This is a genomic window from Ruminococcus sp. FC2018 (genome assembly GCF_000621805.1).
In the GTDB taxonomy this organism is placed as follows: domain Bacteria; phylum Bacillota; class Clostridia; order Oscillospirales; family Ruminococcaceae; genus Hominimerdicola.
This window is the reverse complement of record NZ_KK211351.1, coordinates 1-13,046: the sequence shown is the minus strand read 5'-3', so window position 1 is coordinate 13,046 and position 13,046 is coordinate 1. Positions and strand designations below refer to the sequence as shown.

Here is a 13,046-nt window from a genome sequence, read left to right as displayed (position 1 = left end):
TGAAAGATGAGAGACGTTGTAAAATCAAACCCGAACGACCGGTTCGGGACGGATGAGCCTAAAAGACCAAAAAACAGAAACGGCGGCATGGCAGGCTATTTCGCAATAGCCTTTGTGTTCGTTTCTCTGGTGCTCCTGGTGCTGTGCCTCACGGTCTTTTTCAGGGTGAAAAATGTTGAGATAAACGGGCTTACTCTTTACCGTGACGACCAGATAATGGGCGTGGGCGGTATAATAAACAGCGAAAACCTTGTGCGCACCGACACAAAGCTTATTGAGCAGCGGCTGAAGGACAATCTGGTATTTATCGAGAGTGCAAAGGTGGAAAAGAAATATCCCTCTACGCTGATAGTAACGATAACGGAGGCGGAAAAAGCCGCTGATATCGCTGAGGGCGACAGCTACTGGGTGGTGTCCTCCAGCGGCAGGATACTTGAAAAGGCAAACCCAAAGCCCACGGGAGGTATTCCTGTGGTAAAGGGCTTTGAGCTTGATGCGGAAAAGGTGGGGGATGAGCTTAAAAGCAAGGATAAAAACAAGCTGCGCATATACAACGAGCTTATGAACTGTATCAAAAAGATAGATATGAAAAACATAACCACCATTGATATGACCCAGCGTTCGTCAATAGTGATGAACTATGATTCACGTGTGACGGTGGAACTGGGAGGCACGGTGGAGCTTGAGTATAAGCTGGGCTATTTCAAATCCGTGCTGGAGGATAAGCTGGACAAGGAATTCAGGGGAAAGCTTATTTATAATGGTTCGGACAGCGGAATTTCCGCTTTGCCGGAGGGCGCAGGTTCCTCCAAGGAGGACAGCAAGGCTGCTTCCGGGCAGGAGGATAAAAAGACCGATGACGAGCAGAAGCCACAGACCAATGCTCCTGAAAGGATAGAGGATTACGGGTATATGAAGAACAACCCGAGTGCGGGCACTTCAACAGGCACCGGTTCAAACGCCGGCACAGGTTCAAACACGGGTACAGGCAACAATACCTCAGGCGGCAATACGAACAACGCAGGTGCCGCAAACGGCTATAACAACAATTACAATAACAATAATAACAATAATAACTATAATAACAACAACTACAACTATAATAACAATAACAATTATAATGCCGGAAGCGGCTACGGAGGATATGAAGTAAACGTAGGTACGGGAACGGGCAGCGGCGGATATACCTATGACCCCAACGCTCCATACGGAAACGGATACGATGCGGGCAACGGCTACGGATACGGCTTTAATTACCAGCCATAGGAAAAAGCATATACCTCAGAATTTGTCTAATCTGTACAATTTTTTGTTCAAATTGCTCCGATTAACTATTTTTTAATAGAAATTTTAAAAAATAGCTTATAAACCGCTTTACATTTTAAGCGTAATATGATAATATGATATTATCTAATAATGTGTTAAAAGGGCGTATTGTGTCCTGACGCAATGATCCCTCACGTTAGATGTGTAAATTATGAGGATCCAATCATAAAATATAGGAGGAACACGAATATGGGTTACGAAATCGTAGACGAGCCGGTAGCAGGCGCAAAGATAAAGGTCATTGGTGTCGGCGGCGGCGGCGGAAACGCTCTTAATGGCATTATCGCCCAGGGAATCAGAGGTAATGTGGAGTATATCGCTGTAAATACAGATGCTCAGGCTCTTAAAAAGTTTGACGCTGAAAATACTATCCAGATCGGCAGAAAGCTCACCAAGGGTCTTGGCGCAGGTGCAAAGCCGGAGATCGGTGAGTCCTCCGCACAGGAAAGCAAGGATGAGATCGCAGAGAAGATCAAGGATGCCGATATGGTATTCATTACCGCCGGTATGGGCGGCGGAACGGGCACAGGTGCTGCTCCGGTGATCGCTGAGATCGCAAGAGAGGCTAACAAGCTGACTATCGGCGTTGTTACAAAGCCTTTCAAGTTCGAGGGTATCAAGAAGATGGAGAGGGCTGAAAAGGGTATCGAGGCTCTTGCCAAGAACGTTGACGCTCTTATCGTTATCCCCAACCAGAACCTTATCGACACCGATATGAAGAACCTGACTATGGCTCAGGCTTACGCTATTTCGGATAATGTACTTAAGACAGACGTTATCGCTATCGCTGAGATCATCACAAGACATGATGAGATCAACGTTGACTTTGCAGACGTTACCACTATCCTTACCAACGCAGGCAAGGCTCACATCGCTATCGGTCACGGCGAGGGCAAGGATAAGGTCCAGGATATACTCAATCAGGTGGTTACTTCCAGGCTGCTTGAGACCTCTATCTCAGGCGCAAGAAGACTTATCGTCAACATCACCATGTCGCCGGATCTTACTGTTCTGGATATGGCAGAGCTTACAGAGGCTATCTCTACTGCTGCTGATCCGGGCGCAGATATCATCTTCGGTAACGGAACAGATGAGAACGCTAAGGATACAATGGACGTTACTGTTATCGCTGCTGACTTTGCAGACGATGCAGAGCCCGTAGAGGAGGCTAAGCCCGCTAACCCGTTCGCAAAGCTGGCTCCTAAGGCTGACGATGAGAGCAAGGCTAACGCAGAGGCTATGGCTAAGGCAGGCGTGAAGGCTGCTGATAATCCAAATTACTACGACGATATCTTCAATATCTTCAAGAAGTAATTTGAAGTAAAAAAAGAATATTTTTCCGATAGGGCAAATCATTTTTTGGAATGATTTGCCTTATCTCACCTAATAGGGAAAACTACTTATAGTTTCCGCAGAGGTCATAGGGGACTATATATTGACAAAGGCTATAAAATAAGCTTTTGCCGAAAGTTTTTCGGTAAAAACACTTGAAATTTCGTTGCGCTTTTGTTATAATAATATTAAGGTATTGTGGCTTTGAGCCGTGGGAATGTTCTGTAATCAAATTAGCCAATAAACATCGGTGGAATTTGTTACTAATAATGAATTTCCCGAAATTGAGCCAAGCCTATTGAAATGACCTTTTATATATAGTATAATTATTAAGGATCAATTATTATTTGGAGGGACATTATATGGCAAGCAATGGATTTTTGAGAACTGTTAGAGTGGGTGGATTTGATAAGCAGGACGTTCTTGCTTATGTAGACGATCTTACCTCTAAGATCTATACTCTTGAGGCACAGGTAAACGATCAGAACGAAACTATCGAAAGACTGGAAAAATCTCAGGGCAATGCCCAGACTCAGGACTTCGAGGGCAAGGCTGAATTGGAAAAGAAGGTCGAGGACGCTAAGAATAAGGTGGCTGAGCTTATGGCTTCCACCGACACAATGAAGGTGCGTATCGCCGACTATGAGCAGCAGATCACTGAGAAAGATGCTGAGATCGAAAGACAGAAAAATGAAATAGAAGAACTCAAGGATAAGCTGGAGCAGGCTGAGAAGAATGCCGGCAGCGGTAATGCAGCTATGGAGCTCGGTCAGGTATTTATCGAGGCTCAGAACACAGCTAACAAGGTGGTTGCAGACGCTAAGGCTAATGCTAAGCAGATGGAAGAGGAAGCTCAGCAGCTGCAGAACCAGATCCTTGACGATGCAAACGCACAGGCTGAGAAGCTGGTTACTTCCGCACAGGCTGAGGCTGATGCTACACTCACAAGTGCTAAGCAGAACGCAGCTAACATGGTGGCTGAGGCTAAGGCTGAGGCTGAACAGACCACAACTAAAGCAAATGCAGAGGCTCACAAGGTTACCACAGAGGCTAACGCAGAGGCAGAGAGAGTAAGAAGCGAAGCAAGAGCAGAGGCTGACAAGACCATCAGAGATGCACAGGCAAGCGCAGTTACTATCAAGGCACAGTCCTCGGATATCAGAAAGAAAGTCAAGGCTCACTTCACAGAGCTTAGCGATAATGTTCAGAAGCTTGTTACGACCCTTAATGACCTGTATGGCACAAGCATCGGTTCTGTAAACGATGCAAGAGACCTTATCGACGAGGGACTGGAGCTTGTTGATAAGCAGGAAGCTGAAGCTTGATAGATGGCGGATTTTGCAAAGGTCAGATCAGAGGAGCTGAAAAAGCGAAGCGGTGAGTTCAGATGCGGTGACAAGATCCTTCTGACGGGATATGTATATACTGCAAGGGACGCTGCCCACAAGCGTTTTGATGCGCTTTTGGATCAGGGGAAGGAGCTTCCGATCCCCATAGAAAATTCCGTTATTTACTATGCCGGACCTACTCCTGCACCGGAGGGAAGACCTATCGGGTCCTGCGGCCCCACAACGTCGGGAAGAATGGACAAATTCGCCCCCAGGCTGCTTGATCTGGGACTGGGCGGAATGATAGGCAAGGGCGAAAGGTCACAGGCTGTGGTGGACGCTATTGTCCGCAACAAGGCTATTTACCTGTGCGCTATCGGCGGCGCAGGTGCGCTGGCTTGCAACTGTATCAAGTCGTGCGAAGTGGTGGCTTTTGACGATCTGGGATGCGAGTCGGTGAAAAGACTTTATGTGGAGGATTTCCCGCTTATCGTTGCAGATGACTGCACAGGGGGAGATATCTTCAAAAACGGAAGAGCAGAGTATTGCTCACTTTAAAATGATGACAAGGCGGTCGCTTTGGCGGCTGCCTTTTTGTGTCGCCTGCATTTGGTTAAAATGCCAAGTTTATGCACTTTAAATGTGTAAGTTGTTACAAAGATTTCTATTTGTGAATTTTATTTTAACGATTTCCTTGACTTTCAAAGATGAAAATGGTATCATATAAGCACATTGGTGCGTAAGGCGGTTTTGTTATGGGAAATGGGCGTTTTCAGTATAACTCCCTCTCTGATGAGGAGCTTGTTGCCCGTTCAAAAAGCGATAAGCGTGCTGTTTCGGAGCTGATCGTGCGCTATCTTCGCACGGTGGAGTATTTTGCCGGAAAGTACGATATTTCCATTCGTGAGGATATGGTTCAGGAAGGGCTTATGGGTCTTCTGAAGGCGGTCAACACCTACCGCTTTGACGAGAACGTTAAGTTTTCCACTTATGCAAACGTCTGTGTGCGCAACAAGATCATCTCTTCCATGAAGAAAAATTCGCTCACAGAATCTGAGCAGTTTTACGACGATTCCCTGGAGGAGCGTTTCGTAAATTCTCTTTCAGATTCCACTCCCGAAAGCATACTTATGCAGAATGAGCGCAACGAGGAGATGTACAACAAGATCATTTCCGCACTTTCAGAGCAGGAATGGAAAGTCTTTCAGTTATTTTTGACAGGTATGGCTTATAACCAGATGGCATTAAATTTGGGCGTGACTGTAAAGTCGGTGGACAATGCGATGCAAAGGGTAAGGCGTAAACTGAAATCGGTACTGAAATAATAGGATAAGATCACCCGCAAGGGTTCTTTATATGGCCGAATAGCTTAATTGCAGAGCGTTGTTTATCAAAGGTGTCGGTGCAAGTCCGACGAGGCACAAATTTTTATATCGAGGTATGGTATCATGTACGAGGACAAGACATTAGTATGCAAAGACTGCGGAAATGAGTTCGTTTTCACAGCAGGTGAGCAGGAGTTCTACGCTGAAAAGGGCTTCACAAACGAGCCGCAGAGATGCAAGGCTTGCAGAGATGCAAGAAAACAGGCAAGCAAGGCTGAAAGACAGACCTACACCGCTACCTGCGCTTCATGCGGCGGAGAGGCTGTAATTCCTTTCAAACCAAGAGAGGACAGACCTGTTTACTGCAGCGAGTGCTTCGCAAAAATGAAGGAGCAGCAGTACTAATATCAAAAACAAAAAGAGTCACCAAAGCGGTGGCTCTTTTTTTGTGGTTATTCATTTTCGTGGAGCTTGCTAAGTTCAAGAAGCTGCGTTGCAAGCTCATTGTCGGTGCCTCCGCACAGCAGTCCGCTTCCGATCTTTTTTAGCTTTTCTGAACGGTTGCGCAGATAGCATCTGCCTGCATCAGTGTCGTTTTTAACAAAACCGTAATGCAGGTATTCCCGGGTAAGGGGATACCAGGGCTTTTCGTATCTCACCTGCATTACCGAATAGACAAACCTGCCTTTTGTGCAGGCTTTTTCTTTTTTTACGCTAAAGCCGTTGTCGTACAGCCATTGGCGCAGGATGTCCGGTTTGGTCATAGGCTGGAGCACAAGGTTTATGCCCTCTTTCAGCCAGCTGCATCGGGAGATTATATCGGCGATAAGCTCCCCGCCCATGCCGGCAATAACAACGTCGGTTATGTCGGCTTTTTCCACATTTTCAAGTCCGTCGGACAGAATAGCCATTATCTTATCCTCAAGCCCATGCTGTGCAATATGCTCCTTTGCGGAGCTGAGCGGTCCGGGAGCAACGTCGCAGGCATATGCCTTTGTACAAAGTCCGTTTTCTACCATATAGCAGGGCAGGTACCCATGGTCGGTGCCCACGTCGCATAAGACCCTGCCGCAGCAAAGCTCTGCGCAGGCTGTCAATCTGTTATCCATAAAAACTCCTGTTTTTTTTTTGTGCCGAAAAAAACCGCCATGACCATTAAGTCAACGGCGGTTGGGATCACGGCTTACTTTGCAAAATGTGCGTTGAGCTTCTTTATCATTTCCTTGGGGTCAACACCGTGTACCTCGCAAGCTTCCTCAAGAGTTTCCCCTCTTGAAGCAGGGCAATACAGACAATGCATTCCCATATCGGTAAAATAAGGTGCAACGCTTTCATCATGGTCCATGATGTCGCCGATAATTGTGTCTTTTGTTACTTCAAATGCCATTTTTATTACCTCCTTATCCGGTATGTTATTATAATACCACAAAATTTTGTAAAATGCAACCCCTATTGTATAATTTACATTTTGCAGAATAACAGACGCTTTGCGGCAAACAATAAGGTTAAAACTATCTTCAGGGAGAGATGAAAAAATGACAGACCTTGATGAGGCGTTGTCGGCGGATATAGAGACTACACTTTCAAAGCTGAAGGAGCTTTGCGGTGAGACCGACGACCTTAACATTATGAGGGTGCGTGTCGGCAGGGTAGAGTGCGCAGCTATTACCGCAGAGGGGCAGGTATCCAACTCTGCGGCGGGAGATCTTATTTTTCAGCCGCTTATGTACCTTAATGCCTGCGATGCCCATGAGGTGGCGGATTTTCTCATGGAAAGCTCGCTGCTGTCTACCCAGAGGAGCAAGGTCTCAAATTACAGGGAGCTTGTGGAGCTGATGTTTTCAGGGTTTTGCATAGTTCTGGCAGACGGATGGGCAAAGGGTGTAGCGTTCGGTGCACAGGGTTTTGAAAAACGAAGTGTATCCCCTCCGGACAGCGAACAGACGGTTTACGGTCCTCAGGACAGCTTTAACGAGACGGTGAGAAACAATATATCCCTTATCCGCCGTCGTTTAAAGACACCGTTTCTGAAATTCGAGATGATAAAATGCGGCAGACGATCACGCACCGATGTTTGCATAATTTATATGCGGGACAAGGCTTCCGCCCGGATGGTGGCACAGATCCGGAAGCGGCTGAAGGACACGGGACTGGATACGGTGCTTTCGGGAGGGTATATTGAGCCGTTTGTGGACGGGGCATACAATAAGTCATTCTTCCCGGGGGTGACATACACCCAGCGTCCGGACGCAGCTTGTCTGCATCTCAACGAGGGCAGGGTGTGTATCCTTGTGGACGGCTCACCCTTTTGTCTTGTATGCCCGGCTCTGTTTTCCGACAGCTTCCGCACTATGGACGATATGTCTGCAAAGCCCGGGTACGCAACTTTTATACGGTGGCTCAAATACTTTGCGTTCGTGCTGGCGGTGGCATTGCCGGGACTTTATGTGGCACTGGTAATGTATCACCCGGAGGCTTTTGCTTTGAAGCTTTTGCTTAATCTTTACGTTTCCGAGGAGGCGACCCCGTTCCCTTTGCCGGTGGAGATGACGGTGCTGGTGCTTATGTTCGAGATAATGAGGGAGGCGGGGATACGTCTTCCCAAGGCGGTGGGAGGTGCAGTTTCAATCGTGGGGGGACTTATCATAGGTGACGCTGCGGTGAAAAGCGGACTTATTTCCGTTCCGCTGCTTATTGTGGTGGGAATAACGGCAACGTCGGCGTTTGTAATACCCCGTCTTGACAGGCAGATAACCCTTCTGCGTATTGTGTTTATAATTGCGGCAAGCACATCGGGGCTGTTCGGTGTGTCTTTGTGCTGTATACTTTTCATGTCAAACATATGCGCTATGAACGACCTTAACGTATCGTTTCTGTCTCCGCTCTCGCCGATCAACAAGAGGCGTGTGGGGGAGGTATTCTTCAGACGGTCGTTCAGAGGCTACGCTGCAAGACATTCCACGGTCACGGATTTTACACACGACGACAGGAGGGGGTAGGCAATGAAGACGCTGACACCTTTGCAGCTTGCGCTGACTATGTGCTGCTGCCGATTGTTCACCCTGCTGAGCGAGGTGCGTCTGGGGGACAGCCCTGCTCTTTTTATGGTATCGCTTGCGGCTCTGGGAGCTGTGGAGGCGGTTTTGCTTATACCGTGCATTGGGCTTATAAAAAAGACGGGGAAGGCACCGCTTGAGTTCTTATATGAGAAAAACACAGTTGCTGCACAGGCTGTAACGGTGGTGTTCATGGGATTTTTCCTGTGGGACTGCTTTCTCACCTCGGGAGGGCTTGCATACTATCTTGACAGGTTTTTCTCAACAGACATTTCACGCATAGCAGCCCTTTTCTGCGCAGTTGCCGTGGCGGGGTATATTTCTTCTCTGAGCAGCTCGTCGGTGGGCAAATGCGCCGCATTGGCTTTCGGGGCGTTTGTTATTTTTATGCTGCTGCTGGGTGTAAATACGGTGGCGGACGCAGACATTATGGGGCTTCACCTGGCTGCTGAACATCCTAAGGAAAGCTTTGCTTACAATATTTCTTCTCAGCTTTCACAGAGCAGGGAGCTTGTACTGTTTGTATTTCTGCTTTCCGACCTTAAACAGGGGCACCGCCGCAGCGCAGCACTTTATATTATAATTGCCCTTTGTATGGCGCAGGGGTGTATCTGTCTTGCGGCGACAGCTCTGGGGGATCTTGCCTCTGCAACAGACACGCCTTTGTATTATCTTTCCTGCTTGTCCTCGTCGGGAATAGCAGAGCGTTTTGACGCAGGCTTTATGGCGGTGTGGACAGCTCTTGGGGTGCTGCGCCTGGGGATTATCATACACTGCATATCAAGGTGCGTAAAGCGGGTGTTTGCGCCGTTTTCAAACTCGCTTGCAGCTAAGCTGCTGCCGTTTTTGCCTGCGGTGCTGAGCGTACCGATACTGTACACAAGGCGGTGGAAGATGTTTGTGCTATTTGCACAGCCGCCTTATATAATAGTATCCATTGTGGGCGTAGTGCCATTGGTGCTGCTTGCGGTATCAAAAAGGAGGAGAGAAGTTGAAGATTGAACGCTTTACTCTGGCATTGTTTTTATTTATAGCAGGCTCGTTTGTACTGCTTTTTTCGTCCTCACGTCTGCACGGTGCGGACATTCGCCAGCGGCTGCTTTGTCACGCCATGGGGATAGATGTTGAAAACGGAGAATACCACATAACCGCACAGATATTCAAGCCCTCCCAGCCCGGCTCGGACACCCCTGTGGACATCACACAGACAAACGTGGAGGTGCTTGACGGAAGGGGCGGCACGATCGCACAGGCTATTGCGGACTGTGAACAGCAGCGAGGCAAAAAGCTGTTTCTGGGGCATCTGAAGCTTATCTGTCTGGGCAGAGAGGTGGATCTTTCAAAGCCCCGGGAGCTTTTCGATTTTTGTCTTGGGGACAAAACCGTGTGTCTGGGGACGGATATATGCTTTGGCGAGAAAAAGGCGGAGGAGCTTTTGCAGACCCACCTGACAACGGAAATGATCTCAACGGAGAATTATATCGACCTTATTGACTACAACGCAAAAACTTCAAGGTGTGCACGCTGCCGCCTTATTGACCTGCTTGGCGAGGAGGATGGAAAATTCACGGCACTTATACCTGTGCTTGAGGTGCAAAGCAAGGGAAGCGACGTAAAAGAGCCTGTTATGTGTGCGGAAAGGACGGCTGTGGTGCAAAACGGAAAAATTGCAAGGGTGCTTGATGCACAAAAGGACGGTGCGGTGTTCCTCTTGTTGTCAAATTCGGACTCAGCTGTGCTGCAAGCTCAGACATCAGGCGTGCCGATGGCGGTGAGGATCGAAAAGAGCGGGCTGAAAAGAAGCATGACCACAGAGGAGGGAAAGCCTTGCTTTGATTGCCGTCTGACAGTCGTGATCGACACTCTGGGGGAAAACGGCGGTGCAGCGGCGGCGCAGATCGGCAAAAGAATAGAGGAAAGCCTGAAAATGGCTTTTGAGAAAAGCTACGGCGGTGACAGGGCAGAGGATATTTTCGGGCTGGAAAAACTGCTGCGGTTTGATATGCCACGGGAATACCTTAACAATAAAGGAGATGTTCAGGGCTATCTGAGCAAAGTGAAGGCGAAAATAAAGGTCATATGCATGGTAAAATAAACTATTCGCAAAGCATTTGTTGTTCACAAAAAGTTTATATTTGAAAATGCAATTTGGTGTTGACAAACGAAAGATGGCGTGATATAATATACAAGCACTCTCACGAAGGGGGCAAGAAAAAAGCCCTGTGAAGAGAGCAAACAGTATCTTGAAAATTGAACAATAAACGAAACGAAACCCTTGGAAATACTTTGAGTAATTAAAGTAAGAGAGTCAAGCAGAAGACTGAAAAAGGTCTGCACGCACAGCGAGAAAAAGTTGAGCAAACAGGATAGCAAGGGTACTGAGGTACCTTTGATATACAATTTTAATTAAGAGTTTGATCCTGGCTCAGGACGAACGCTGGCGGCACGCTTAACACATGCAAGTCGAACGGGGTTACAAGATAAGCTTGCTTAATTTGTAACCTAGTGGCGGACGGGTGAGTAACACGTGAGCAATCTGCCCTTAAGAGGGGGATACCAGTTAGAAATGACTGTTAATACCGCATAAGATAGTAGTACCGCATGGTACAGCTATAAAAGATTTATCGCTTAAGGATGAGCTCGCGTCTGATTAGCTAGTTGGTGAGGTAACGGCCCACCAAGGCAACGATCAGTAGCCGGACTGAGAGGTTGGACGGCCACATTGGGACTGAGACACGGCCCAGACTCCTACGGGAGGCAGCAGTGGGGAATATTGCACAATGGAGGAAACTCTGATGCAGCGATGCCGCGTGAGGGAAGAAGGTTTTAGGATTGTAAACCTCTGTTGACAGGGACGATAATGACGGTACCTGTTGAGGAAGCTCCGGCTAACTACGTGCCAGCAGCCGCGGTAATACGTAGGGAGCGAGCGTTGTCCGGAATTACTGGGTGTAAAGGGAGCGTAGGCGGGATCGCAAGTCAGGTGTGAAATGCGGGGGCTCAACCCCCGAACTGCACTTGAAACTGTGGTTCTTGAGTGAAGTAGAGGTAAGCGGAATTCCTAGTGTAGCGGTGAAATGCGTAGATATTAGGAGGAACATCAGTGGCGAAGGCGGCTTACTGGGCTTTAACTGACGCTGAGGCTCGAAAGCGTGGGGAGCAAACAGGATTAGATACCCTGGTAGTCCACGCCGTAAACGATGATTACTAGGTGTGGGGGGACTGACCCCTTCCGTGCCGCAGCTAACGCAATAAGTAATCCACCTGGGGAGTACGACCGCAAGGTTGAAACTCAAAGGAATTGACGGGGGCCCGCACAAGCAGTGGAGTATGTGGATTAATTCGAAGCAACGCGAAGAACCTTACCAGGTCTTGACATCGTACGCATAGCATAGAGATATGTGAAATCCCTTCGGGGACGTATAGACAGGTGGTGCATGGTTGTCGTCAGCTCGTGTCGTGAGATGTTGGGTTAAGTCCCGCAACGAGCGCAACCCTTACTGTTAGTTGCTACGCAAGAGCACTCTAGCAGGACTGCCGTTGACAAAACGGAGGAAGGTGGGGATGACGTCAAATCATCATGCCCCTTATGACCTGGGCCTCACACGTACTACAATGGCTGCCAACAGAGGGAAGCAAAGCAGTGATGCAGAGCAAAGCCCCAAAAGCAGTCTTAGTTCGGATTGCAGGCTGAAACCCGCCTGCATGAAGTCGGAATTGCTAGTAATCGCAGATCAGCATGCTGCGGTGAATACGTTCCCGGGCCTTGTACACACCGCCCGTCACGCCATGGGAGTCGGTAACACCCGAAGCCTGTAGCCCAACCGCAAGGAGGACGCAGTCGAAGGTGGGATTGATGACTGGGGTGAAGTCGTAACAAGGTAGCCGTATCGGAAGGTGCGGCTGGATCACCTCCTTTCTATGGAGAAATGTTTTCTGAAGAAGGAAACGTTACTTCGGTCAGACAAGTGTTAAGTGGAAGTTATTGTTCAATTTTGAAGGTACTGTTTACCGATCTTGGTCGGTATTTTTAGTATCTTGAAAAAAGGCATATGGAAAACCTGAGTCCCTGAGAAGTATGGGGGTGTAGCTCAGCTGGGAGAGCACCTGCTTTGCAAGCAGGGGGTCAGGAGTTCGATCCTCCTCATCTCCACCAAAGGGATAAGGTTAAGGAACGAACTGTTACACCAAAAGAAGTTGCATAAAAGGCAAAGACCTATTGAAGAATAGATCGGCAAAGCCTGTGACGTTTGACGGTTTGCGAAGCAAATCAAGGTCGTTGACCTTGAAGTCAAACTCACCCGTTTTGAATTTGCCTAAAGGCAAATTCAAAATGGGCGCATAGCTCAGGTGGTTAGAGCGCACGCCTGATAAGCGTGAGGTCGGTGGTTCGAGTCCACTTGTGCCCATCACAGTGAGGTAAAACTTGCTGATGAAAAAGTGACAGAATGTAGGAAAAGGAAGCTTGTGAAAAACAAGTGGACTCATCCACATTGTGCTCATTGTGATCCGAAAGGGTTACAAGACTGGATCTTGAAAATTGAATAACAAAGAAAGTAAAGTATGCAAATGAGGAAAACGACTAAGAAAAAGAATTAGTCGGGAAACCTACAATTTAGCAAAACTTCAAACGAGGAAACATAATTCTGTAGAAGTGGTCAAGCTAAAAAGAGCGTAGG

Annotated in this window: 11 protein-coding genes, 2 tRNA genes and 1 rRNA gene; 12 read left to right on the top strand and 2 right to left on the bottom strand. The window is 47.9% G+C overall.

The features are described 5' to 3' along the window. Nucleotides 1–6 precede the first annotated feature (6 nt). From T494_RS13555 to T494_RS0111585, 6 genes are all read left to right on the top strand, one after another. Nucleotides 7–1,266: an FtsQ-type POTRA domain-containing protein gene (locus tag T494_RS13555; protein ID WP_051540406.1), complete on the top strand. Its 1,260-nt coding sequence runs from the start codon at nucleotides 7–9 to the stop codon at nucleotides 1,264–1,266. A gap of 249 nt (nucleotides 1,267–1,515) precedes the next feature. After that, on the top strand, nucleotides 1,516–2,640 hold the full coding sequence (gene ftsZ, locus T494_RS0111605; RefSeq protein ID WP_028506428.1) for a cell division protein FtsZ: 1,125 nt from the start codon (nucleotides 1,516–1,518) through the stop codon (nucleotides 2,638–2,640). A gap of 380 nt (nucleotides 2,641–3,020) precedes the next feature. Beyond that, a complete protein-coding gene (locus T494_RS0111600; protein ID WP_028506427.1) occupies nucleotides 3,021–3,983 on the top strand; it encodes a hypothetical protein in 963 nt (320 codons plus the stop codon). Between the two features lie 3 nt (nucleotides 3,984–3,986). Continuing rightward, nucleotides 3,987–4,544 (top strand): FumA C-terminus/TtdB family hydratase beta subunit, encoded by a 558-nt coding sequence (locus T494_RS0111595; protein WP_028506426.1) that lies wholly within the window; start codon nucleotides 3,987–3,989, stop codon nucleotides 4,542–4,544. A gap of 197 nt (nucleotides 4,545–4,741) precedes the next feature. After that, entirely contained in the window at nucleotides 4,742–5,311 is a 570-nt protein-coding gene (locus T494_RS0111590; protein ID WP_028506425.1) for a sigma-70 family RNA polymerase sigma factor, read from the top strand. Between the two features lie 123 nt (nucleotides 5,312–5,434). After that, nucleotides 5,435–5,716, top strand: coding sequence for a zinc-ribbon domain containing protein (locus T494_RS0111585; RefSeq protein WP_028506424.1), 282 nt, complete (start codon nucleotides 5,435–5,437; stop codon nucleotides 5,714–5,716). A gap of 47 nt (nucleotides 5,717–5,763) precedes the next feature. Here the strand turns inward: T494_RS0111585 and T494_RS0111580 are convergent, their stop codons facing one another. After that, complete coding sequence (locus T494_RS0111580) at nucleotides 5,764–6,420, bottom strand: class I SAM-dependent methyltransferase (protein WP_028506423.1); 657 nt, start codon at nucleotides 6,418–6,420, stop codon at nucleotides 5,764–5,766. 74 nt (nucleotides 6,421–6,494) lie between these two features. Next, nucleotides 6,495–6,698: a DUF1858 domain-containing protein gene (locus tag T494_RS0111575; protein ID WP_028506422.1), complete on the bottom strand. Its 204-nt coding sequence runs from the start codon at nucleotides 6,696–6,698 to the stop codon at nucleotides 6,495–6,497. A 148-nt stretch (nucleotides 6,699–6,846) separates the two neighbouring features. Here T494_RS0111575 and T494_RS0111570 point away from each other — a divergent pair, with 148 nt between their 5' ends. The 6 genes from T494_RS0111570 to T494_RS0111545 all read left to right on the top strand — a co-directional run bounded on the left by T494_RS0111570 (nucleotide 6,847) and on the right by T494_RS0111545 (nucleotide 12,776). Then, nucleotides 6,847–8,310: a spore germination protein gene (locus T494_RS0111570; protein WP_028506421.1), complete on the top strand. Its 1,464-nt coding sequence runs from the start codon at nucleotides 6,847–6,849 to the stop codon at nucleotides 8,308–8,310. Between the two features lie 3 nt (nucleotides 8,311–8,313). Next, entirely contained in the window at nucleotides 8,314–9,369 is a 1,056-nt protein-coding gene (locus T494_RS0111565; RefSeq protein WP_028506420.1) for a GerAB/ArcD/ProY family transporter, read from the top strand. Next, entirely contained in the window at nucleotides 9,359–10,462 is a 1,104-nt protein-coding gene (locus T494_RS0111560; protein ID WP_028506419.1) for a hypothetical protein, read from the top strand. The genes T494_RS0111565 and T494_RS0111560 overlap by 11 nt, the downstream gene beginning before the upstream one ends. A gap of 307 nt (nucleotides 10,463–10,769) precedes the next feature. Further along, a 16S ribosomal RNA gene (locus tag T494_RS13135) occupies nucleotides 10,770–12,286 on the top strand. 161 nt (nucleotides 12,287–12,447) lie between these two features. Beyond that, nucleotides 12,448–12,523 (top strand) — tRNA-Ala (locus tag T494_RS0111550). Between the two features lie 179 nt (nucleotides 12,524–12,702). Continuing rightward, nucleotides 12,703–12,776 (top strand) — tRNA-Ile (locus T494_RS0111545). The last annotated feature ends 270 nt before the right edge of the window (nucleotides 12,777–13,046 follow it).

Coding starts and splice junctions, on each gene's coding strand:
- T494_RS13555 (WP_051540406.1), top strand. CDS start 7: ATGAGAGACGTTGTAAAATCAAACCCGAACGACCGGTTCGGGACGGAT.
- ftsZ (WP_028506428.1), top strand. CDS start 1,516: ATGGGTTACGAAATCGTAGACGAGCCGGTAGCAGGCGCAAAGATAAAG.
- T494_RS0111600 (WP_028506427.1), top strand. CDS start 3,021: ATGGCAAGCAATGGATTTTTGAGAACTGTTAGAGTGGGTGGATTTGAT.
- T494_RS0111595 (WP_028506426.1), top strand. CDS start 3,987: ATGGCGGATTTTGCAAAGGTCAGATCAGAGGAGCTGAAAAAGCGAAGC.
- T494_RS0111590 (WP_028506425.1), top strand. CDS start 4,742: ATGGGAAATGGGCGTTTTCAGTATAACTCCCTCTCTGATGAGGAGCTT.
- T494_RS0111585 (WP_028506424.1), top strand. CDS start 5,435: ATGTACGAGGACAAGACATTAGTATGCAAAGACTGCGGAAATGAGTTC.
- T494_RS0111580 (WP_028506423.1), bottom strand. CDS start 6,420: ATGGATAACAGATTGACAGCCTGCGCAGAGCTTTGCTGCGGCAGGGTC.
- T494_RS0111575 (WP_028506422.1), bottom strand. CDS start 6,698: ATGGCATTTGAAGTAACAAAAGACACAATTATCGGCGACATCATGGAC.
- T494_RS0111570 (WP_028506421.1), top strand. CDS start 6,847: ATGACAGACCTTGATGAGGCGTTGTCGGCGGATATAGAGACTACACTT.
- T494_RS0111565 (WP_028506420.1), top strand. CDS start 8,314: ATGAAGACGCTGACACCTTTGCAGCTTGCGCTGACTATGTGCTGCTGC.